Annotated in this window: 17 protein-coding genes; 6 read left to right on the forward strand and 11 right to left on the reverse strand. The window is 58.0% G+C overall.

All coding sequences use genetic code 11. From position 1 onward, the window contains the following. A partial coding sequence (locus tag VGG64_19780) for a hypothetical protein (protein HEY1601852.1) occupies nucleotides 1–861 on the forward strand: 861 nt, incomplete at its 5' end. Between the two features lie 246 nt (nucleotides 862–1,107). Here the strand turns inward: VGG64_19780 and VGG64_19785 are convergent. Together VGG64_19785 and VGG64_19790 are read right to left on the reverse strand one after the other, a co-directional pair. Further along, a complete protein-coding gene (locus VGG64_19785) occupies nucleotides 1,108–1,671 on the reverse strand; it encodes a hypothetical protein (protein ID HEY1601853.1) in 564 nt (187 codons plus the stop codon). Nucleotides 1,672–1,721: 50 nt separating this feature from the next. Then, the gene (locus VGG64_19790; protein HEY1601854.1) at nucleotides 1,722–2,378 is read right to left on the reverse strand and encodes a GlsB/YeaQ/YmgE family stress response membrane protein; all 657 of its coding nucleotides are present in this window, start codon (nucleotides 2,376–2,378) and stop codon (nucleotides 1,722–1,724) included. Nucleotides 2,379–2,620: 242 nt separating this feature from the next. Between VGG64_19790 and VGG64_19795 the strand changes: the two genes are divergently transcribed. After that, nucleotides 2,621–3,946 carry a Gfo/Idh/MocA family oxidoreductase gene (locus tag VGG64_19795; protein ID HEY1601855.1) on the forward strand — a complete coding sequence of 442 codons (1,326 nt, stop codon included), beginning with the start codon at nucleotides 2,621–2,623 and terminating at the stop codon, nucleotides 3,944–3,946. Between the two features lie 313 nt (nucleotides 3,947–4,259). Here the strand turns inward: VGG64_19795 and VGG64_19800 are convergent, their stop codons facing one another. The 3 genes from VGG64_19800 to VGG64_19810 all read right to left on the reverse strand — a co-directional run bounded on the left by VGG64_19800 (nucleotide 4,260) and on the right by VGG64_19810 (nucleotide 7,928). After that, nucleotides 4,260–5,627 carry a nucleoside hydrolase-like domain-containing protein gene (locus VGG64_19800; protein HEY1601856.1) on the reverse strand — a complete coding sequence of 456 codons (1,368 nt, stop codon included), beginning with the start codon at nucleotides 5,625–5,627 and terminating at the stop codon, nucleotides 4,260–4,262. Nucleotides 5,628–6,065: 438 nt separating this feature from the next. Next, nucleotides 6,066–7,190 (reverse strand): alkaline phosphatase family protein, encoded by a 1,125-nt coding sequence (locus VGG64_19805; protein ID HEY1601857.1) that lies wholly within the window; start codon nucleotides 7,188–7,190, stop codon nucleotides 6,066–6,068. A 414-nt stretch (nucleotides 7,191–7,604) separates the two neighbouring features. Then, nucleotides 7,605–7,928 carry a hypothetical protein gene (locus VGG64_19810; GenBank protein ID HEY1601858.1) on the reverse strand — a complete coding sequence of 108 codons (324 nt, stop codon included), beginning with the start codon at nucleotides 7,926–7,928 and terminating at the stop codon, nucleotides 7,605–7,607. 11 nt (nucleotides 7,929–7,939) lie between these two features. Between VGG64_19810 and VGG64_19815 the strand changes: the two genes are divergently transcribed. After that, nucleotides 7,940–8,449 carry a hypothetical protein gene (locus VGG64_19815; GenBank protein ID HEY1601859.1) on the forward strand — a complete coding sequence of 170 codons (510 nt, stop codon included), beginning with the start codon at nucleotides 7,940–7,942 and terminating at the stop codon, nucleotides 8,447–8,449. 341 nt (nucleotides 8,450–8,790) lie between these two features. On the opposite strand, the gene VGG64_19820 is transcribed toward VGG64_19815, so the two are convergent. From VGG64_19820 to VGG64_19835, 4 genes are all read right to left on the reverse strand, one after another. Continuing rightward, nucleotides 8,791–11,256 carry a BPL-N domain-containing protein gene (locus tag VGG64_19820; protein ID HEY1601860.1) on the reverse strand — a complete coding sequence of 822 codons (2,466 nt, stop codon included), beginning with the start codon at nucleotides 11,254–11,256 and terminating at the stop codon, nucleotides 8,791–8,793. 71 nt (nucleotides 11,257–11,327) lie between these two features. After that, nucleotides 11,328–14,024 carry a hypothetical protein gene (locus VGG64_19825; protein ID HEY1601861.1) on the reverse strand — a complete coding sequence of 899 codons (2,697 nt, stop codon included), beginning with the start codon at nucleotides 14,022–14,024 and terminating at the stop codon, nucleotides 11,328–11,330. A 334-nt stretch (nucleotides 14,025–14,358) separates the two neighbouring features. Beyond that, nucleotides 14,359–14,883, reverse strand: a complete 525-nt coding sequence (locus VGG64_19830; protein HEY1601862.1) for a hypothetical protein — start codon at nucleotides 14,881–14,883, stop codon at nucleotides 14,359–14,361. A 724-nt stretch (nucleotides 14,884–15,607) separates the two neighbouring features. Then, complete coding sequence (locus VGG64_19835; protein HEY1601863.1) at nucleotides 15,608–16,597, reverse strand: MauE/DoxX family redox-associated membrane protein; 990 nt, start codon at nucleotides 16,595–16,597, stop codon at nucleotides 15,608–15,610. Nucleotides 16,598–16,902: 305 nt separating this feature from the next. Here VGG64_19835 and VGG64_19840 point away from each other — a divergent pair, with 305 nt between their 5' ends. Further along, on the forward strand, nucleotides 16,903–17,976 hold the full coding sequence (locus VGG64_19840; protein HEY1601864.1) for a DUF1559 domain-containing protein: 1,074 nt from the start codon (nucleotides 16,903–16,905) through the stop codon (nucleotides 17,974–17,976). A 77-nt stretch (nucleotides 17,977–18,053) separates the two neighbouring features. Next, a complete protein-coding gene (locus VGG64_19845; GenBank protein ID HEY1601865.1) occupies nucleotides 18,054–19,016 on the forward strand; it encodes a hypothetical protein in 963 nt (320 codons plus the stop codon). Here VGG64_19845 and VGG64_19850 read toward each other — a convergent pair. Together VGG64_19850 and VGG64_19855 are read right to left on the reverse strand one after the other, a co-directional pair. After that, a complete protein-coding gene (locus VGG64_19850) occupies nucleotides 18,973–19,920 on the reverse strand; it encodes a hypothetical protein (GenBank protein HEY1601866.1) in 948 nt (315 codons plus the stop codon). The genes VGG64_19845 and VGG64_19850 overlap by 44 nt on opposite strands. Nucleotides 19,921–20,336: 416 nt before the next feature. After that, nucleotides 20,337–20,696, reverse strand: coding sequence for a hypothetical protein (locus tag VGG64_19855; protein HEY1601867.1), 360 nt, complete (start codon nucleotides 20,694–20,696; stop codon nucleotides 20,337–20,339). Nucleotides 20,697–21,417: 721 nt separating this feature from the next. Between VGG64_19855 and VGG64_19860 the strand changes: the two genes are divergently transcribed. After that, nucleotides 21,418–23,163 (forward strand): ammonium transporter, encoded by a 1,746-nt coding sequence (locus VGG64_19860; GenBank protein HEY1601868.1) that lies wholly within the window; start codon nucleotides 21,418–21,420, stop codon nucleotides 23,161–23,163. Nucleotides 23,164–23,323 lie beyond the last annotated feature (160 nt).

Raw genomic sequence — 23,323 nt, forward strand, 5'->3', positions numbered from 1 at the left:
CAATGTGTTCGTCGTCGGCCTCTTATCCTACTTGCCGGTGTCGGCGTTTCACGCATGCGAATCTTGGCGCTATTGCTCGTGGCATTGGTCTGTAGCGGCTGCACGCATCGGCAGCTGTCGCGCAGCATGGTGCACCAAGCGAGCACCATCATGAGCATTGAGTACCAAATGGTGCTCGACAATATTGCGATGCTTGACGACAACCCTGCGGTGCTACCCTGGGCAATTCGCATCAACGACGGCACCGTGCAGGTCAACGACGAAGGTGGTATGCCCGAGCTTGGTGTGCAGTGGGGTGGAACGCCAGGGTTTACACGCGGCGTTCGTGCTGTCCGCAGCATCACCGAGCAATGGGGCGCGCATCCGATCACGGATCCATTGGTGGTAAAGACCCTACAAGACGTCTATCGGCAGGCCATGGGACTCCCGCCCGCGCCTGACCCACCGCTGCTCGCCCAATTGTCAGCTAGTGCTGAAAATCCCCCGGCGCCCAAAACTCCAGCAGGCGCAACAGGTGCTTCGATCGATTCGACCAAGGACAACCAGATCGAAGAGTTGCCCGACGGCTCTTCGCCGGGAACCGATCGGGCCGAAGAGGTCCCGAGCAATCTGCCTTATGCCGGCTCTGCACTAGCTCAACTGCGAGGTCGCTTTGAAGTTCCAGTTGGCTGGTTCTGCGTTGGCTGCAAGAAGGACGTTCCAAAGAATGCTTGCTACGTCGGCCACTATTGCGACCACTACGTTTGGGTCATGCGCGACAACGTCGAGGACCTCAGCCACTTCACGCTGATTGTGCTGGGTATTACCAAACACGGAGTATCCAGTCAGCCTTCCAGTGGCCTAATGTACGTGCGCCATTGATAGTGACATTCTCCCCGTCTAGCGTCGACCAAACCGACGCGACGATAGACCGCTTGTGCGGGGTTATTACTAAAACGAACATCAACCGTGATCGTGCGTCACTCGTTCATGCGAAGAAATGCTAATGATATGCATGGAACGTTCTGCGTCCGATTGCGCAATGGCGACCCACCCTCCTTGACAAGAACGAGACGCTCAAGCTGTCAATAAGATCATGTACTGACGACGCACGACGCGAGATCGCGGTTACTTGCGATCCATCTTGATGAAGTGCGAGGCGAGCGCGGCTGCGCCGAGAGCCAGGGCCGCTTTTCCCCAAAAGCTCTGCAAAATAGCTGGCTGCTTTTGAGCGATTTCGGTTGCCGCCTGGCCAAAAGCGCCGGGATGATTTTCCTGCGTGTAGCGGGCGACTTTGGCCACGTCGTGCGCGTCCATTTTTTGCGGGTCTTTGGTCTGCAGGTCGGGCACCTGGTCGAGCGGCGAATCCGCTGTGTCGCTGCCGCCCCCAAGTTTCTTCAGATGGTCCATTAAAATCGCGGCGACTGACGCCAAAGCGCCGGACGAAAGTTCCCCTAATGGGTTCGTGCCGCCTACGCCCGGCGTGACGTGGTCGGAATACTCTTTGGGATCCGTCTGTTCCGCGATCTTGGCAAAAATCTGCTGCAGTTTCTTGGGATCGAAGTTTTTGATCATGTCTTGCAGCCGCTGTAGGTCAGCCGAATCGGGCGAATCAAATTTCGCTTTTCCGTCTGAAAGCCGTTGCAGGTCGCTGTTACCGATAGCTGCGGCGATGTCCTGAAGAATTCCCATGGTCACTTCTCCTTGTTAATTGGTCGGACTCGACGAATTGACAACAAAGACTAAGCGGGACGTCGCGAAATCGCATGGTACAAGACGAGCACAAGGACCGACCCCACAACAGCAATCAGAATGCTGTACAGGTTGAACCCTGTGATTCCTGAAAAGCCGGCGAAATGCGCGACGAATCCGCCGGCGACCGCACCCACTATGCCCAGCACAATGTCCATCAGCATGCCCTCGCCTTGCTTATTCACCAGCTTGCTGCCGATAAAGCCGGCGATGAGACCCAAAACCAGCCATGCAATGATTCCCATGGATAACTCCTCTGTGTTTGGAATCGGTATCCGCTGGCGGCACCACAAAACTGCGCGGTTCAAGTCGCGCCGCGCACGAGGGGCAGTTTCAAAACCCACAGAGCTGCATTCAAATTTCGAACCAGGATTTCCCGATTGGGATTCGATGGTCCTCGCTCGGCAACACCGACGAATCGCAGCCGCCATTTTGAGGCTGTCAAGGGCCAGATGCAACTGGCTTTCGCAAGACAGCCGGTAGGCGCCGAATCCACTCTGAATGCCCGCCGCCGCATTCGACGTTGTAGAACCACCAAATGGACGATTTTCGAAAAAAAGTTCATCTTGCGATGCGACTAGCGGGACGAACTCCACGGAACGACTGATGGCCCTTCCCATCTCACAAAACGGAAGAGTTTCCGGCACGCGGCCGGAGTCTCATAAATGGGGTCGAGTTCTGCGAGTGCCGCAAAGGGTGTGAGATTGGTAAGCGTCCGCCTCGGATTCTGGTAATTTGGCAATCTTCGCCCTATCCTCAATGCGTTTTAGGGAACCGCCGGCAGGATGTGAACGTCGGTTTAAAAAGCCTGCCCTAGGCTGGGCGAACACGCCACAACTCCCAATGAGCACGGCGATATTCGAAATTGTTTTCTAGTCTCGAGGACAAAATGAGCGGCAGCAACCAACCACACAAGAATCGCCGGACATTTATTAAACAAACGGGCGGATTGCTCGCCGGAGCAGGCCTCGGTCTGGCTCTGCCCACGATTGTGCCGCGCTCAGTGCTGGCAGGCTCTAAAGAGGGAGCTCCCAGCGATCGCATCAACGTCGGCATTATTGGCGTCCGCAATCAAGGCGGGGGCAATCTGGGCCGAGTGCTCGATAAGAAGTTCGAGAAAATCGCCCGAGTCATCGCAGTTTGCGACGTTGATACCGACGTGCTGGCCATGGGCAAGGCCCGCGTCGAAAAGGCCAGCAAAAGCTCCTGCCAGGCATACGGTGACTATCGAAAATTGCTAGACGATAAAGATATTGATGCTGTTGTCATCAGCACTCCCGACCACTGGCATGGTTTGATTACGGTCGACGCCTGCATGGCGGGAAAGGACGTTTATTGCGAGAAGCCGCTGTCGTTGACCATTGCCGATGGCCAGGCGATGGTCAACGCCGCCCGCAAGATGAACCGCATCGTGCAAACCGGCAGCCAGCAGCGCAGCGACGATGGTTTTCGTCGGGCCTGCGAATTGGTTCGCAATGGAAAGCTCGGGAAAATCCACACTGTCCGGTGTGGCATCTCGGGCGTCAATCTGAAGGGCGAGCCTGTGCCCGATAGCGACCCGCCGCAAGAACTCGACTTCGATTTCTGGCTGGGTCCTGCCCCGAAGCGGCCCTACAACGCGCAGCACGTGCACTATAATTTCCGCTTTTTCTGGGACTACTCTGGCGGCCAAATGACCAATTGGGGAGCGCATCACTTGGACATCGCCCAGTGGGGATTGGGAACCGACGATACCGGCCCCGTCTCGATCGAGGGACAGGCGCGCTACAACAAGGACAACCTATTCGAAGTCCCGGAATGGTGCGAGGCGATTCATCATTACGCCAACGGCGTGAAGTTGATCGTTGGCCAAAGCGAAAAAGGGGGAACGACGTTCGAAGGAACCAAGGGCACGCTGCACGTCGATCGCAAAGGCTTTACGTGCAATCCCAAGGAATTGGCGGACTCACCGATTTCTGCAGGCGACACTAAGCTTTACGCGAGCACGGATCACTTTGGTAACTGGTTCGACTGCATCAAGTCGCGGGACTTGCCAATTTGTGACGTCGGCATTGGACATCGCTCCGCGTCGATGTGCCACCTGGGAAACATCGCCATTCGCCTTGGGCGGAAGCTCAATTGGGATCCAATCAAGGAAGAATTTGTCGGCGATCAAGCAGCCAACGAAATGATCGCACGCCGCTACCGTGCACCCTGGAAGAACCCGATCTCCTGATCGCATTGCCCACCACAAGTGAAGAGTTACCGATAACCGTCGCGATTTGTTGAAACACTCCGCGCAAGCACGTCGTTGAGGGATCCCGACAGTTTTAAGAACGAAGAGTATCAAAAGCTGCTGATGGATGCCCTGCAGAGCCTAATGGGGCAATTTCTCCCATCGCTACGCTGACACTCTCCAGCGGCTCGCGGCTGTACGGCACTATAACTTTTGGTGGCGGTCCGACAGAAAGTGGCACCGTGTTCGTACTTGAAGCTCCAAAGCACGCGACGCGGCAATTGACGCTCGCCGGGATTCACCATCTCGCTGCTCATGGCTCAAGCGTCACTACTGTCCTCCGATACCGAACTAGGGATGGTTTCCCCTTGTCGCTCAGTTCCAGCACAACATGTAGGCTCGCGGGTCGATCCACCACCGGCGCGGTGAAACTCGTCGTGACACCTTCGGTCGCGTCGAGCTTACATTCACCCTGAAATGTTCCAGCCTCGGGATATAAATACCACGACATATGAATCACATCGTCGTCCGGATCACTCGATCCGGCCGCGGACAGAACAACGCGTTCACCAGATTTTGCTGATACTCGAAGAATCGCCTTCGATCGATCATCGTTCAGAACTGCCACAGGAGGATGGTTCGCCGAGCCGATCGTATCGGCCACGCACCAATCTGCCCGGGCCGCGAAGTCGCTCTGAATCGCAACGGCCCAACGCGCCAGGGTATTCTCACGGCTGGTCGTTCCGTTCCACCGGTCTTGTGCATCGGCCCAATAATACTCGCGGTTATCCTCGTCCGTTTGTCGACTGTACCGCCCGCCCCAACTCCCCCAGGTCGGCTGCTCTGGGTCGTTCATTCCCGTTGGCACGAGGTATAGGAAGGTCATTGTGTCCCCTTCCTTTTGCCGGTGCGTGGTGTTCAAGGGATACAGCTTTCCGAGTGCGCCGTGTGCAGTTCGCACATCGCGCTCTATGTCGAATCCTCCGGCAATCGCCGTCAGTCCCGAAAACGAGTGATACCATCGCTTGCCATTTTGCTGCGGACGAAAGGTATCGATCCACAATGCAAACGCCGGTGAGATCTCCCGAGTGTGTTCGCCGAACGCATCTGCCGATGCCAAGCGAAGTCGGCGTTTGAACTTCGCGTACCCCTCCGGGCCGCGCTCCTTGAGTACGCGTTCGAGCGCACGCCGGAGATTGTTTTTTCCACCCCCCGAAGCGGTTCCCCAATCCGCATACCATATCGGCCTGGGATCGTCTCGATCCACGGCCGAGAGGATGCGTTCGACGCCGTCGTTCGAATCGTCATACCCGGCGACCGTCATCTTCCAAAGCGATTCGGATGTCGGATATCGCCCATCATGCTTGGAAAGATTGTTCCAGCAATCGCCATAAGCCGACACCATCGCTCGCACAATTCCCAGGCCTGTTCGCTCACGGTTTTTGTTCTCGCCGTTCTGGGCATGCGAGCGGTTGGCGACGATGCCTTCGATATCCCATTCGTTTGCATACAGAAGAAATCGCACCAGCGACTGTTCGTCATCCGGGTCGCCGCCTGCGTCAGTTTCAATGATCACCCGTAGGCGCGTCGCGTTTACGCCGAGCGATTCGTCACTGGCTGCAACTGTCCCAGCGACGCTGATTACGACTGCCGATGCGATGACGACCAGCCTTCGGGCCATAATTGTTGGCACTGGAATTCCGCCTTTTTTCATCTGCTGATTGTCCGATTGTCGCCGACGACCTGCGCGTCGGTCCCTAGAGCTTATATGACTGGGTCGGTAAACGGACAAGCTGCTCGATAGCGCGCAGGCAACAATGGCGCCGGGGTGACCAGCGTTCCCGAAAAGTCGTCAACGCTGGGACTGCGCCGTTTGAGGAACCAGGTTTGAGAGTTCAAATTCCCTTCGCCACCTTCACGGCAATCAACTGAGTGGATGAACTGTCGCTTCGCGCTGGGCAACACCTGGCAACGCGTCGGTGTGTCGGACGCGCGTCGGACCGAATCGCGCAAGGATCCGTTGAATATATTTTGCGAATTGCCTCTTGGCCCATGAGCTTAGTGCCATCTTATTCCGGGCGTGGCCCTTGCCTGTTGTTTCGGCACTGAGCAAAACTGGTTACTTGGCGGCCGGCAAAACCTGGTTAATCGCAGGCCCTGAATTTGCAACGGCGCCGTGGTAGTTTTCGCCCAGAAGTGCCGCGAGCGTCGCTGCAATCTGACTTTGCGTCACGCGGTCGCAGTTTGTTCGCTCCCCGAGAGGCGGTGTGTCCGGCCCGAGAAATGCCATCCATATGTCTTCGGCTCCCTGGATATCCTTGCCATGATTCTTCCAGTCGGCCGGTCCCGAGCCACGACCATGATCTGTCGAGATGATGAAAGTGGTCTTGTCGCGATACTGGTCAATCGACTGCATCGTTTCCCAAAGTCGTTGGATGTACTGATCGACAGCATTGGCCGAATTCAACAAGTTGTCGTAGCGGCCGGCATGCCCCCAAGCGTCGGTTTCGAGAAAACCGACGAAAAGTACTCGTGGTTTGTGTCGCAGCAGATGTTCGCGCGCCGCCTGATACAGGAACGAATCGATGACTTCCGCGGAATTCGGCCGAGTGGTGTCCGCGATCAGGTCATTGAGTAGTTGCTGTCTCGGGTTGGGGTCCGGCTCAGGGAGAGGCTCCCAGCCACCCATCACGGGAAAGCCACATCGCTCACGGTTAATGATGTAGGGAATAACGTCCCAAGCGCTGTACGCGGCCACCTTGCCGCCAAACGCAGGCTTGCGGTGCAGCCATTCGAGGACGGTGAAGTTCTTGTTCGGCCTCTTCGCGTTGCTGTCGATCAGCGGATCGGCGAAGCCGGTCAGAATTTCATTGTAGCCCGGGTACGAAAACTTCATTGTGTTCGTGATCTGTGCCGAGCTGCCTTTTGGCTGGTTTCCATAAACCTGCCCTTCCCGAGCGATCTTCTTCCAGAAGAAGGGAAGCAGAGCTTCGCGGCGCTCTTCCGGAGTCTCGCGCCAGAACTTTTCTTCGATGGCCTTCGCGTCCGCGACGCCGCCATGTTGCTTGTTGATCAGCGCCTTTTCGGCGCCGCTAAAGACCTCTTGCCAGCGCAAGCCGTCGGTTGTGATCAGGACGATGTTCCGCGTCTTGAGGTCCGCCGCACGGACAGTGGTCGTGGCGAACAGCAGCACGATCAGGGCACAGTTTGCTATTCTTCGTAATCGATATTCGACGACTGACATGAGTTGTTGCCTGCACGCGACTGCGATGCGCGGTTCACGATGCCCGACACGGCAGCGCTAGTCCGGCTTCGAAACTTATGGAGCAATGGTAGCTTGCCCTGCGCAAGTCGACCAGCGTACGGAGGAGGGCCTGGAGACAAGATTCGAAGTTCCCTGATATCCGAAGCTGCCGAACGAGCGAATCGCATACCTCAAGGTCGCGCGAGCTATCGGGAAGTTACCGGCGTAGCGAATCACAGCGTAAGTGGCTGCCATCCAGTTCTCTCAGTCGTTCGGCGACCCGCGTCGGTCAAATCGATCCAACCATCAAACGACATTCGCATTTGCGCCGAATCTGTCCGCCTCAGTGGCCATTGTCCCAAGAACTCGTGTCGATGATCGGGATTCTTCGGAATCCCATCTGACGACCGTTTTTTACGAGTCGCGTGGAACAATCAACTCATCGCGCTCGCTGCCCACGTCGGCGTTGAACGCGGATTTCGACGTCTTGACATAGGTCTGTTCTGGGAACAGCCGACAGCGGATGGGTGAGCGCATGTGGGCCGTGCACCAGGTATCGCCAACGTCACCACGCCATTCGCGCACGGCGTCGCGGTTCGCTTCCTCCGGAAGCTGTATAATGGCGGCGCAACCGCCTTCAAGAACTTGCCGGCTGTAAGCTACATTCGCGGCCAGCATTACTGCGTGCAGTGCAAACACGTCGGTCGCCCTTACATCCCCGCGAAGCAGCTGCTCCAAAAGGCATGACCATGAACGAAAACAAGCCGACTCGCCGCCTGTTCAGTGAAGCGGCGTTGCTCACAGCCATCACGGCCTGGTTGCCGTGGACCAAGACCGAAGCCGAGCCTACGAACCAGTCGCAGCCCGAGCACGACAATGGTTGGCCAAAGGAGCCCGAGAAGCTGGTCAAGCCGCCGGATCAGAAGCTCGTACTGCACATAGTTGGCCATCAGATTGGATTCATGACCGATCAGGAGAAACGGGCAACTCGTGTGTTGAATAACACCCCGGAGAATATGGCGGCGTTCATCGGCGACGCTTGGTCGTACAAGCCGTTACACCGGCTCATCACCGGCCTTGCGCTGGGAGAAACAGCCGACGTCACTTTGCATTACACGTTCCTTCCCGACGAGAACGACGACTATTCGCGCTACTTGGTCAGGCGTGAGTTTCAAATAACTCGTCACAGCTACGACGATCCATGTCCGGATCTGTACTTGACCGACAAGCACGGCAAAGGCTGGGACGACTTAGCCTAACCACCGACTTCTCTGGACGTGGGGGCTCAGGACCGCAACGATCGCGACACGGCAATTGAGCCCGGACGGATTCTGTACCGTGGTACAGAATCGGTTTGTAACCAGATGAAAGCGCCGTAAAATGTAGACTGTTACGGCATCGCCTTCGGTTGCCCAAGCTGTTCCAAAAACGCTGTATTTCAGGCCTTTTTCACGCACAATTGCTGCGGGCCGTTCGCGCGACTTCTAATCCGCAGGTTGCTGGTTCGATTCCAGCCGGGCGTACTTCGCTGTCGGTACGGCGATGCCAAACGATCGCTGCGCAACTTGTTGCGTCATTTCCGCGCAGTCCGACATGGATCTCATTCGCCGGAATGAGCGACGGCTTTGATGGCATGCAAAAGCAGAACGGTGCTCTCGGGCCTAAAGTCGGGATGAGGGCTAAAAAGTATGACGGAACCCTTGCCATGTTTCGCAGCCACGATGGCGGGCGTCCCGCTCATTGTGTTTTTCTGACTTGGCAGCCGCCAGACTTCCTCGGCGAAATCCGCCAGCGAAACTACCGGCGAAGGTAAATGACGGGCCCACTCGCAAAGAACTGGTCCACTCGTGTAGGGAAGCTTGAGTTTGGACGGCGCTTCCGGAAATACGTGTGACCCGATCGGCGTTACCTGGATTGTCAGCTCTGCGGCGCCTCGATCGGCGAGCACCGCCAGGTCGCCATCACGTTCCGGATCCTTGCCGTTCATGGCCTGTTCATTGACGAGATTCAAGCCATAACCCGTGGTTGCCAGGTAGGCGCCCCCACATATTCCGACGTATCCGCCGCCGGACAAGACAAACGCGCGCAACTCGTCGAGACCATGCTCCTGTAAAGCCTGCGCCTTGTCCGCTGCACTTCCCCCGAAGACGACGACTACATGGTATGCTCGTGCACGCAGCGCTCCATCGTGAACCTTGGAGGGAGTTAGGCATTCGAAGGACAGCAGCGGATCGTGGCCGGTTCGGTCAACAAAACTCCGCAGGGTCCACAATTCCGCCTTGTCGAATGCCACAATGGCGACGCGCACCGGCTCTTCGCGGCGAGCGAACTTCGCCAAAGACGCGCGAAGATCCTGAATGGCCTGTGCCGCGGCGCGCATGGCGCTGGCTTCGGGCACGCTGACGTGATACACGTTGATCGAGTAGCCAATACGCGCCTCTGGCCGCAATTGTCGAAAGCACGCAAACAGCGGATTCATTCCAAAGAGAGGAGTCAGGCCGATCGCGTACCAGCCGGGGGTTATATCGCTCGGGTGAAAAAGCCGGGTGCCAGGCGGTCGGTCTTCGATGATGGTCCCGTGGAAGCCGAAATCCTCGGGCGAGGCATACGATCCAAGGGCTACTTTTAAGTTATTCCGATCTTGATCGCATTTCTGCCACTCACCCAGACGAAGCGCATCCTGGCCCCAATCCAAGCTGCTTCCCAGCAGATGTCTATGGCCATTCGTTGGTCCGCCGGCAAGGAGATTGAAAAACGAGAGACTATAGGGGTAGCAGCCGAGGCTGCCTACAACCAGCGTGCCTATCGCGACGACGACACTCGCCCTCACGGCGCACGATTGCCTTGTTTTTGATGACGTCCAAACGACACCGAGTCGGCTTATCCACACATAAAAAAAGGGATATGCCGGAATCAAATATCGATAGTGAACGCTCATATTCGATTGCGACGCACATAGCAGAGAGACCACTACGATGGGCAGTGCCAGCGCTACTTCCGACGTCACATCTGCTCGACACCTTGGCGCCATCACAAACGCGATGAGCGCCAGTATGGCCAAGGCCAGCGTTCCGGAAGGCGTCTTGACCAGCGCCGCGTACGCATAATAGTACGACCATCCGCCGTGTTTCCACGTCCCGCCAAGATACGAATCCCACGGACGCTCAAAGTCTGCTGCTTGCACATCGATCCCTTCTATGTAATAGCGCGGCAGCGGCAGTGGCAGCGCACTCATGATCGTGTCGCGGAACCGGTTGCCAGGTTCTGGATTCTCGCTCGGCGGGTTGCCCGTCATTCTGCCGCTTATGAGTGCATAATCGCCGAGACGACGGCCTGTACCTTCAAAGTTATAAACCGCGTTCACCGTCACAACCGCTAATGTCAACAGCATGGCAAGCTGCCGGACAGTCGTGGCCGCGGAAACGATCCGCGCACCACGACTCGACAGCATATGCACCGCACAGACGACCACGACGACGCACGGCAACACGACCCACGTCAATTTCGTCAGCATGGCCAGGCCGCAGACGAGTCCGGCGATCGCGGCGCTGGAATATGACTGACCACGGACCCAGCGCAAGGTGACGTGTATAGCCGCGATGCCGAGCGATGCCGCCGCCACGTCGGGATTGATCAAGTGCCCATGGCCCAGGATCATCGGAGAGAAACACCAAACGGTCATCGCAATCAATCCGGCGGCGCCGCCGAACAGATCATAGCTCATGCGAAAGCAGATCCACGCTCCGAGCAGCGAGAAGGGAATGCATGCCCACCGCGCGACGGTGAATAACCAGGCGGACCGCGGACGATTTGCCAACAAAAAGCCCTTTCCGGAAACCAGCTCCGGCCGTAGCGCCGGGTCTTGTGAAAAGGCTGACCAGTCAACCGATGGCGACATCGCCAGGATCGGCAATGAAGCGACAAGACGAACCAGAGGCGGATTTTGCCGGAAATAGTAGTAACTACCGGATTGCCAATGGCTTAGGCCAGCAGGCAGGTGAGCGATCTCAATTTCTGTCGGGGCGTCGCGATAGCCGGCATAGGCCAGTAGCAAAGCGTGGGACAACAGGATTCCTATCGCGCCCGTGCGAAGGGAAGACCCTTTCCCAGTGCTAATCCATGAGGAATTGGCCGTCATCAATTGACCGGAGAGCTGACGGTGAAATGACGAGCATCGCGGTCGCCGTCCGCAAACGTGACATGACAGGTGACAACGAAATGACGGTGTGCGGAGTCGGCGCTGCGCAGTAGCTCAACGAAGTAGCGCCCCTCGGGACCTCGGACAACACCGCATTCCAGCCCGTCAGGTTGAGCGGTGACGGCGATCTCTTTGATCGCCTCCTTAAACCACTCTCGCGTGATAACCTCGACTTTCGCACGCGCGTCACCGTTCAGCGTTGCCTCCGCGGGAGAGAACTCGATCCGCGCTTCGCGCGTTATCGCAAGGCGGAATTGCGCTTCCCGTCGCACTTCATTCGCTCGGACGGTAATGAGCGCGTGCAATTCGTTGTCATGAGATAATAGGTTCTCGGTCAGCTCCTTGGAGCGTTCCAGCACACATACAACGCGGTGCGACTCACCCGATGTTGGCGAGCTTGCTGCGGATTCCTCTGAGACCTCCTGAATCGATGCTTCGACGGCCTTCATGCTCGATTCCACCTCCAAGCCGTCACGAAGCTCTTGGGCAACGAACAAGCCAAGATCGGTTTTGTACTGCGGGGCATCGACATCTCTGTCCGTGATGCGCATTTCCGTCTCACGAGCGGACGATACGTGCATCGAAGGCGAGCCGTGGCCGTCGTGTCGCGTGCCGAAGATCGAAATTCTCTTCGAGCGTCCATCCGAAAATTGGGCCAGCAAATACTGCACGCGGCGCCCCTGCGGCCAGTCGCCGCGCGAAGTGCTGATTGTCAGCGGCTCTGCGGAATTTGCATCGATAATCTTTCTCTGCCAGCTCAAGCGGCCAAGACAGCCGCACGAGGAGTACATCTCAACTGCCACCGGCACGTCGGAGTTATTTTGCAGAGAGATCGTGGACTCGACAGATTTTGATGACGATGCCTCGCCGCCCACGCCAAATTCGCCCAAATCGATCGAAGCGGGCCGTATCTCCACCGTTTCCGAGCTCCGGGAGGCAACTCCGCGGTAAGCAAACAAGACGATGCCGTGCCGTGCCGCTAGGGCACCATCGATTTTGGCGATCTCGTCGGCGGAGACGTCATCGAGATACGTTACTCCTCGAGGAACGTCTGCGAGATAGACCCCTTTCTGGTTACGTGACAGCACGTAGTAGTGATCTCCACCTGAGATCGGCAGCGCGAAAATCGCCACCATACCGGACCGAATACGCCGCAGATCGCGGATCGACACATCCCGTCGTCCTTCCGCCACAAGACCGTAGGCAGTTAGGACACGTTGCAGACTATTCAGCGGGACGCCCTCTACTGATGGGACGAGGTTTTCGCTAACCAGGACCGGATTGTAAGGCACTCCCAGGATCGTCATCGTAAGGCCCGTTGCATAGAACGAACACTGGGTGATCCTCGCCTCGAACCGGCCGTCATGATCTCGCCACCAACCGTTGTCGAACTGGAATCTTGGGTTGGCGCTGGCGGGCTCGGCAACGCCGGCGCGACTTTGGTTGGCAACACCGCCGAGGAACGTGCCGAGTACCATGACGGCGGCAGCACCCCCCTTGAAGTGCTGAACGAACCGTCGGCCCCATTTGAGGATTACGACCAGCAACAACACGGCGACCACCGCCGGCAGAATGAACCGTCGACGATGCGCAACAATTTGCTCAGGGACCTTTAGACCATGGAAAACGGCAAATGCCTCGACCGCCTTTTTCTCGTCGACCGGATCTCCGGACACGGTGTAAAGTTGGCCGGCGACTTCGTCCACCATGTTGGTGCCTTTTTTCCATTCGATGATGAAATCGGCCTCGGTCAGCGGCCGGTTGACGGCCACATCCGAAAAGGTGTATTGAACGACCGGATCATAGGTAAGGTCTTTGGTTCGATGAAAAAAAGTAACGGTCTGCGGCACCCAAAACCCATCGATTTCTTGCAATTCATAACTAATCTTCTCCAACGACTCGCCCGCTTGTTCAGCGGCGGCGCGGGGGTCTTCAAGCCGGCTGGTGAGCACTTCCAGAACCGCGCCCGCCCGACCTTTCCCGGGCGAGAAGCGTATATGGGCAAACATGCGCAAGTCGCTTGCGGTGTCCTGGGCGGGCGTGACCGTGTCGAGCACGACAATCTGCCAGATGCCGTCGTCCCCTTCGGTGACATGCACCACGCCGTATTGGTCGATCTTGCTCTGTAGATACTGCGACAACGTGCGGGCCTGCTCGCCGTCGCCGAGCGGGAAGAAGTACGGAAAGAAATACCGCATCCCCTGCGTCGCAAAGCCCTGCGCCAAGACATTCGTGCTCTTGTCGGTCTTGATGAGCCCCATCGCCGGTTCCTTGTCCGGCGGGAGCGCATCTCCCGCGAGCTGCTGGTGCTGCTTGCGAATTACTTCCCCGTCGAACGTGACGATTTCCCGCACGCCGACCGTCTCGACATCACCGCTCGCGCGTTGAATGGCCTCGGTCGACAACCTAAAGCGACCGTTCGCGTCCAGTGCAAAGTGCGCAATTCCGTGCACGTCCTTTTGCTGGATCCACTGCTCGCGGCACGTCCAGCGAATCGCCGAGATCGCCTGTTCTTTGGCTCGAATGATCTTGAGCGCTGCATCGGGCGGAATTTCAGCGGATCTCGCGCTCTGTGGCGCAACGAATGCGATTTGGGCCGCCAATAGTGCGCAGAATGAGAGAACACCAAGTCTCATAACCCTCCTCCTCCTCAATCTTGGCAGACCTAACGATCCACGCCGCGGACCTACAGTCGACGTCGCCAGCAGCGAAGCCCTGGTAGGCGACACACTCCGTATGACGAAGGCCAAGCAATATACGGTTCCCCGGCCTGCTCCGATTGTTTAGGTCAGGCTAAAACGACCGCAGTACCGCGAACTGCAAATAAAGTCGGTCATTTCATCGACGATCCGCTGAATAGGTGCCCAGAGGCGAAATCCGTCTTTCCGTTGTGGGCGTTGCAACTTCAATCCTTAATCGCGCACGCGAACGCATGAGGAATCCGACGTGAGCAGCCGGCCCGACAGCAACTCAGCCCTCTTTGACCAAACCTCCCTGATCCTGGCACTGAGTCAGGTTGCCAACCCATTTTTGTTGCATGGGCGCCCCGACGGTGCAGCCTGTCACCTTTCCGTTGGCATCGGTCGTGGGATTACATGTTCCCACGTTGACCTGACAGCAGAGAAACTGCTTGGCCTGGTAATTGTTGCGAACCAAGCCGCCCTGACAGGTAGTGTGGGCCTGGCCGCCGCACCCAATGTTTTGCGCAGCGGCGGCCCCACCGGCTCCACTGCAGGCCGCGGGAACGTCGTCGGCCGTCCCCATAACGCCATCCGGGCCCGGGCTGGCCGCCGTAAATTGGCATGTTGAGTTGGCCACGAAGCCACCCTGGCAGGCCGCTCCTGCAACTGGCTTTTGTGAGTAGCCCGCCGCCACGACCGACTTTAGTTCCGTCACATAAACTCGTTGGCCGGGCATTTCGTCCGACGAGAGATACAGCTCCACGAGCATCGCCGTCCCCAGACACGCGAGCGATATTGCCATCACCTTGTACATCTGACGCTCCCTAAGGTTAGTGAAAATGGTTTTGATCGGGCAATGCAACACAGCCGCGCGCTAGCACCGAACGAGTGTCCGACTGCAGTACCGGCGTCCCCATAGGGCGTGAGTGGTCGTGAGCTTTCAACCCTCCGGAACCGCACCTCCCGCATCTTGACAAAGGTTCAGCGTCCCCACCCAAACGTCGGAGTATGGCCCATTGGTTCGACATGCCCTTACAGGACCACCTGGGAACTGGACGTTATAGCAGGTCCCCAAATTGACCTGGCAGCAGAAGAACGACTTGTTCTGATAGTTGGTGTTTGAGAGCGCTCCTTGACAATTCGTATGGTTCTGTCCCGTACATCCTCGATTGGTGTTCCAGCTTGGGCCGCCTACTCCCGAACAACTTGCCGGAGTATCGTCGGCCGTCCCCATTACGCCATCGGGCCCTGGCCCCGCGGCGGTAAAGACGCAGCTTTGCGTTGTCAGGTACGCCCCCTGGCAGGCGACTCCATTGACAGGCGACTGCGCATACCCTGCTGCAACAGTCGACTCCAAGTCGCGATCCGACGAAATTTGCCCGGGAAGTCGCTCGCTGCTTACGTCCGTAGTTCCGACGCCATACCAAGTGAGCACTGCTGCCGCGGCCAAAGCGCAAATACCGGTCTTCATACAGGTTTCTCCTTAGTGTAAACGCACTGCATGTAAGTCGCTGATTTTCGAGAGGAATTTAACATCGTCACTGCGACCATTCGGAATCGGAAGAGGTGCCGGCCACGATCCCCTCATCTAACTGAATAACTGCTGGAGTGTGCGCGAACCAGTCTCGATCGGCCGTAAGTCGTCCCCTCGCCAGAACACGGGTGCTGGCGTCAGCACGCTGGGTGTTCACGTCGTCAAAGGGGGGCATCTCGATAAGAGCCACGCGATTCGTGTGGTCGGCTCCCGCCGATTCGCGAGCCGCCTCCTCGATCTTGGCGATCAGCGCCCGGCACTTCCGGCAATCGTGATGGTGCAGCACTATGGTCCAGCGGCCACTGGTCAACGACTCCCCGATGTCGATGTGGCCCTGAAGTGGAAATTGCCTGCCGATCCACTGGTTGGGGTCGAGCACAACGAGCGAAGAAACACCAAGGCGCTCGCCATCAGCAAGTAGCGCCGACGGCCCGCCATTGTTCATCGCCAATGCCGTCGGGATTCCAGAAGCCACAAACGCACTGCAGAAAAGTGCTACACGCCAGGTTCCACTTCGACTTTCGGCAAGCGGCGGCTCTTGCGCGACATTTCGCCGCGGACGAAGCTTCCAGAAGAAGGCCGTGGCCACGACATCCATCGCTAGCACCAACCACGGGTTAACCGGCATGCTTCCAAAGCAACCGCACGAGTCGTCGCCTGTTACGCCGCGATATAGTGCGACAGCAATGAAAATGCTGAACGTTATGATGGCAATCTGGCGAACAGGTTCCTGGTACAGCCCAACGACAAGAGCCAGGCCCATCGCGATTTCCCACTCGACCACAACGATGAGAAACCACCGTGTGGTCAGAATATCGGTTTCGTTCAGTGGCCCTGTGGCCAGTTGATAGGCCTTGAACGTGGCAGCCGTGAGAAACAGCACACCGGCTACGACGCGAAGGGTGTCGTAGCTGGTCCAGCAATGGCCGCGACGATTGACGTCAACGGCGGCATGGCTGCTGAGCAGCGTGTCGGCGTCCCTCAGTCCGTCCATTGTGCCCCTGAGCCCCGGAAGCTTTGACTGCGCTGGCCAACATTCATTTGATGAGATCGGATCAACATAGCGGAATGCGACACAGTGTCAACAATTTATATTTATGGGAAATGTGTGTATATGCCACACGTAAGGTGGAATTAAATACTTCTGTTGTTGTTTGCATTAAATAATCTGCGTCGATATAAACGCGCAAAGCACGTGATTGCGATGTGCGACGTGCGAAGGCCGTGCGATGCCGCGATCGATGAACGCTCTCTTCTGCTAGCCGCGTTTCTGACAACTGCTTCCGCCACGAGGGACGCATGCGACCATTCCAGGCAAGGCTTTCGGGCGCCTTTACGCTGATCGAGGTACTTCTTGTCGTCGCGATCATCGCCCTTCTCGTCACGCTCAGCATCCCGGCGATTCAATCCGCCCGTGAGGCAGCGCGGCGGACTCAGTGCACGAACAACATGAAACAATATGGTGTGGCGTTTGCTGGTTTTGAAGGTCAGCAGAAGATGTTTCCCGCGGCCCTGACCGGGCGCCTTACTGGGCCGATTTCCCGCGACGCGACCGTCGAGCTCTACGGTTATATGGCAGACCTAATGCCCTTTCTGGATGCGCAGTCTGCGAGTGCCGCTTACCATCGCAAAGCAGTGTTTTGCGCGGCGGAGAATGCTTCGGCCATTCGAACCGTTCTTCCGGTGGCGATTTGCCCGTCGGCACCAGATCGTGACTTGGTTGTCACCGCGACGTTCGTTCCTTCGCTTTCGGTGAGTCAGTCGGTTCGCGACTTCCCGCTGCTTTCCGGTGTCTGGTCGACACTCGACAAAAAGTACACCGCCACGTACGAAGCAGGGATTTCGGACTACGCAATCCCGCTCGAAGCCGCCAAGGGGTTGGCGCAACGGTTCGGTTACGAGTTCTCAAAGGACAGCTTCATTGGCTTGCAAAGCATGTTTCCTGTGCCGATAGGAACCGTCCCAGAAGCGATAACGACGCTCAGTCCGCTCTTAGTCGGATCGACGACGGTAGAGCTGAAAAAGCAGACGAAGGCGTCCGACATTACGGACGGACTGTCGCATACTTTCGCGCTCACCGAAGTTGCCGGACGGCCGCAGCGATGGCAAAATGGCTCGTGGACGGGCCTCAACGAGCCGCTTAACGCCGCCTGGGCTGATCCACGCACGGTGCTGCAGATAAATGGCGTCCCTGGACCCGATGGCAATCCTTGTCTGTTGCAATGTGACAACTCGACCGAAATCTACAGCTTCCATCCAGCCGGCGTGAACTTTCTCTTCGCCGATGGGCACGTGCAGACGGTGCCAGCGGGAACGGACCCTCGGGTCATCCTGGCATGGCTGTCCCCGAACCAGGCCGATGCGGCGCCCTGATGGACCGTCCGCAAATGGCCCTTGGTCACCTCACTTTCCTCGCAGCGTGATCCGACGGTGCCTCCGGAGCGCTACTCATGACATTCGCAGTGTCCTTAATTATTGCGCTCGCACAGCCGGGCGAAACGCGGGCGGAGTTTGTCGCGTTATTCATGGCGCGCGAATTGCGATATGGCGGCCCTCACAACCAAGAGACGCTGTACCGATATCGTCTCTTTGTTCCGGAAAGAAAGGAGGGCGTCAAGTATCCTCTTATCGTTTGGCTGCATGGCTGGGGGGAGTCGGCCCGGGACAATGTTCATCAATTGCGGTGGCTCGATTCGCTCATCTTTCATCCGCCGTGGCGCCGTGGCGACTACCCGTTCTTTCTTCTTGCGGTTCAGTGCCCGCGCGACGACGGCGCTTGGTTTCATGCCGACAAATCGCATGCGCCGCCTGAAATGATTGACGTGGCCATGGCGGCGGCGGACGATTGCCTGCGCGAATTTCCAATCGATCAGGAGCGCATCACGGTGGCAGGGCTGTCCAGTGGCGGTTCCGGCTGCTGGGAGCTTGGGATGCGGTATGCTGACCGTCTGGCCGGCGTCGCGCCGCTGGCGGCAGGTGGCATCGATGATAGCCGTGTAGCGCGACTGATCAACGTCCCCGTATGGGCTTTTCACTCAGCCCGCGACAGCAGCACGACGATAGCCGGCGTCCGGCGCTCAGTAGCGGCGCTCCGGGACGCCGGTGGGCGAGCGCATCTGACCGAAATTGATTCGGTGGAACATGACTGCTGGACGCCCGCTTTCGGCGATTACGATCTGCTGGAATGGCTCCTCGCGCAACACCGAGGTCAAAATGCGCTCGCACCAGGCGCAATCTCGTTTCGCGGACATCTACGACTCGCTTTGCGCGGCTGGAGCGCTTGGCAACTGGCCGTTGCCGTGCTCGTTCCTCTCGCCTTGGCGACGGCCGTCTGGACCGCCGCTCGTGGTCGGCCCCAAAACGTCGGCGCTACGTCAACCGCCGACGCCAAATCGCCAGACCGCCAAGGATGAAGATGACAACCACTTCGGCGGCCGCCCAACTACTCCACGACCATCGCCTGATGTCGATCACGCCAAGAATCGTTGAAGTGGCCGAAGGAGAAAGCTCGAGAACCAGCGAGATCCCACCGAGTAAGAGCAGGAATTCTAGCCAGGGGAATCGGCGCGGAACGCCGCGATTCTCGTGCGCCTCCTCGCTGCCGTGCACTTCGAGAAACCGCTCGACGGGCGGTAGTATTGTCTTTGTACTGCCGCGTGCGGATTCGAGTTCCGTCGCAACGAGCGCGGCCGGTTCCTGGGATGCCGCGGAAGCCGACAACGATCGCCGAAACAAATTCCTGGGCGACCAGCGGACATTGAACGTCTTCGTATCTCGAGAAGGAGCACAGGGCGGCTCCCCCGTCGTAGCAGGCGCCGAATCGGTCGCTTTCTCTTCAAGCAGCCCGAATTCAACCAGGCCGGGCTCCGACCGACTCTCAATTGGCGCGCCCAACACCGCCAGAATGAGCGATTCAAGATCGTCGACGGCGGCCGTAGCCGGCGCGCCGCGTTCGCCAGTGATGCTTCGCCGCTCCGACTCCAATTGCTCCAGATAGCCGGCGATCGATTGCCACTCCCCGGGACCGACACGTCGAACCCGATCGCTTGACGCCAGCTTCTGCTCGCGGATCATGGCCACGACGTCGGCAAGCAGCAAGGGGCCAAGCGTCTGCCCCATGACCTCGACGAGCCATTCTGCATGCGGAGGCCTTAGCAGCAACCCCTCGACGGAATCCGCGCGCCGCCACTCCCCCCTCTCGTCGCGCACCAAGTCACTTGCAAGGAGCGTGCCTCTACGCATCGCCTTGATAAGATCGGCGAAGCAAAGCGGTCCGAATTCCTGGCCGAGCGATTTGAACCACCAGCGACCTTCCATCGGTCCACCCTCCTGCAAGACTGACATTCCTCACAAGCAGCGGCGCCGCTCATTCTGGCGATCGAGTTGGCCTCTCGCAAGATCGTATTCGCTTGATTCCGTTCGACCTCGTTCTTCCCAAAACCACCATGCGATCTCTTGATCGGTCGGATCAGGAAGGCTGTCCCCTTGAGTGACGATCTAAGTTGCCAGGGCGCACTCGGCCAGCGTCACTTCCTCACTGCGAGATCGTAGGCGGTAAAGAGTCGTATTAGAATCTGCCGGCTACGCGGGACATTGGTAGACACCGTGATATGCCGTCGCCAGAATTCTGTACCGCGGTACAGAATCGGTTTGAAACCGTGCGAAATCACCGTAAATTGTAGAGCGTTACGGTGTTGCGCTTGAGTAGTCCATCTGTCCCGAAAATCACTGAATTACCGGGCTTTTTCACGCAATACTCTGCCAATCGCTTCCGCGACTTCTAATCCGCAGGGTCGAGGTTCGAATCCAGCCGGGCGTACTTTGCTTTTCCTGTCCATCCGCTGCCAGGTGACGCCAACATCCTTGCCGCTGGACGACTTGGCATCGTCGGAGCCGTCGCCCCAACCGACACGTTGCGACACCGAGCGAAATGGCAAGTCGTGCGTTTGTGCAAGCTTTTGTGCAAGCTGGCCATCGGTGCCCGTTGCCTTCTGCTGCTCGATGGTGTGTTGTTCGTCAGTCCCAATGCTCGTGGTCCCAGAAAACGACCGGGCATTCGTCGCTATCAAAACGGTACGTGTCCAGGCAGCCATGGTTTCCAGCGCCATCATTCATGAACGGCACCAAATGGTGTGGCATGCTCGGCTCGCATTCAGTCCGCTCGCATAGGACGTGCCCGACGAGTGCATAGGGGTGAGGGACGCTTGGCCCCACTCTACTTGGCCTGTATCAATCGGTTCCTCAAATCGGCGACGATCACGATGCCTGCCAACCCCCTCGACTTTACGTGTAGGATCGGCGCTTCGCCATCGGCATCGTAGACCAAAGCAAACGGCGCTGGCAGGGAATGTGCGCGCATCGACATCCACGATGCGCTCGCGTTTACCCTAGTCATATATATAGAGGGGACATGCCCTGGCCAGATTGGCCAGTTGACGGCGGGATGACGCAATACGAACGCCATACTCAAGGAGTGGCGACGTCATGAAATCGCAGCGCCGGCAATTTGAGAAACGCGGCGTTTGACTATTTTCCATTTTGCCCCGCCTTGCATTTACACCGCGTTGACGTGCTTAAACCCAGAACATTCGAGTGCCTGCGTTATGGGCATTCTTTGAGTTGGGTTTGCATAACGAACCCTTAAGGTTCGCCTTAAACCTTTTCGTAACTGTGGTTTATGGGCATGGCGGCGCCCTATGTAGCAACGCTGGCACGCGACTTGCTTACTCGCCAGCCAGCGCGCCAGTTATGTAAGGCGAACGAGCGCGTCCGTGGTTTTTTCCCTGTCACGTCCTTCTGCTTGGCGAGCTTAACATGAGATCATTGCGCGCGTGGGTTTCGTTGTGTTGTCTGTTATTGGTGTACCTGGCACCACTAGCAGGTCGAGTCGCGGCCCAGGACCCTCCGGCTGAAGCGGCGACCGCAGCTGCGGAGCCTGCCGCTGCGGCGCCCCCGGCGGCGAATGTACCGCCCTACTTCACGGCCACGACGCCACCCGATGCAGACGGCAAGTCGCAAGCTCCTTTCTGGCCTGATCCCACCGGTGGCAAGTCGGGAACTTGGGCCGCTCCCTCGGGAGACACGGCCGGTGGCGGCGATGTGCCGGAGAGCCTGAAAGGCCCGGATCTCTACGATCGTATCGCCCACAATTTGTTCTCGATCAACATGGTGTGGACGTTGCTCGCCGGGTTCCTCGTGATGTTCATGCAGGCCGGCTTCATGCTCGTAGAAACGGGCCTGTGCCGCGCGAAGAACTCCTCGCATACCGCGGCCATGAACCTCATGATTTACCCGCTTGGGTGCATCGCGTTCTGGGCGTATGGTTTCGCGATTGGCTGGGGTAATTGGTACAACGCCCCGGTCGCCCCTGGCTGGTATTCGCCGTTGGGTCCCGGTACTTCGGTTTTGAACGGAGGCATTGGTATAGAAGAGGACACGGCCACACCCGGTATCTACAAGTATGGCCTGTTGGGCACCAAGGGCTTTTTCTTGCACGACATGGATGACACGGGCGTAATGGCCCTGTTCTTCTTCATGATGGTGTTCATGGACACCACGGCCACGATTCCCACGGGGGCCATGGCCGAACGCTGGTCTTGGAAAAACTTTTGCCTGTATGGATTGTGGGTAGCGCTGCCCTATTGCATCTTCGCCAACTGGGTATGGGGCGGAGGCTGGTTGGCGCAGGCTGGCAAAAACTGGAGCTTCGGCCACGGTGCCGTCGACTTCGCCGGCTCGGGCGTCGTGCATGCGATGGGTGGATTCATAGGACTTGCCGGCGCCATAGTGATCGGCCCACGCATCGGTAAATACATCAACGGAAAGCCGCAGGCCCTGCCCGCTCACCATATTCCGATGGTGGTTTGCGGTACGTTCATTCTGGGTTTTGGCTGGTTCGGATTTAATCCCGGGTCGACACTCGCCGGCACGGACCTGCGCATCAGCGTCGTGGTGGTGAACACGATGCTGGCGGGCGTGGCCGGCAGCATCATGGCGATGCTCACCATGCAAGTCCAAGGGCTCAAGCCTGACCCCTCGATGATGTGCAACGGCATGCTAGCCGGACTGGTGGCGATCACGGCGCCTTGTGCCTTCGTCGACAGTTGGGCAGCAGTGGTCATTGGCGGCTTGGCTGGCGTCATTGTGGTATTCAGCGTGTTCTTCTGGGACAAGATAGGAATTGACGATCCGGTCGGCGCCATCTCGGTCCACGGTATCAATGGCCTGTGGGGACTTATCTCGGTGGGCCTGTTCGCTAACGGCAAGTATGGCGGCGGCTGGAATGGTGTCGTACGACCCGAAATGGTCGAGAAATACGGTAGCGACGGCGTACGCGGGTTGTTCTTCCACGACGCGTCGCAGTTGAACGCCCAGTTGCTCGATGCGGCAGTAGTCGCTGCATTCGGCTTTGTCATGGCGTATGTCTGGTTCAAGTTCAGCAACATGATCGCGCCAGTCCGCGTTAGCCGCGAGACCGAACTGGAAGGTCTGGACGTGCCTGAAATGGGTGCGCACGGTTACCCGGATTTCACACTTTCTTCACACGGTTCGACAACCTAAGTGTGGCTCGACCAAGGCGGTCCGGTAGGTAGAGCCCCGGACCGGGAGTCTGTCATTGAACTCCTGGCTTCCGCCTAGCCAGAAGGACGCCCGCGCTTGGGTGGGTGGTGCAAACCACCTGCCCAAGACGGGTTTTTTTATTTTGGATGGGCCGCGTCTC

The organism is Pirellulales bacterium (genome assembly GCA_036490175.1).
Classification (GTDB): Bacteria; Planctomycetota; Planctomycetia; order Pirellulales; family JACPPG01; genus JACPPG01.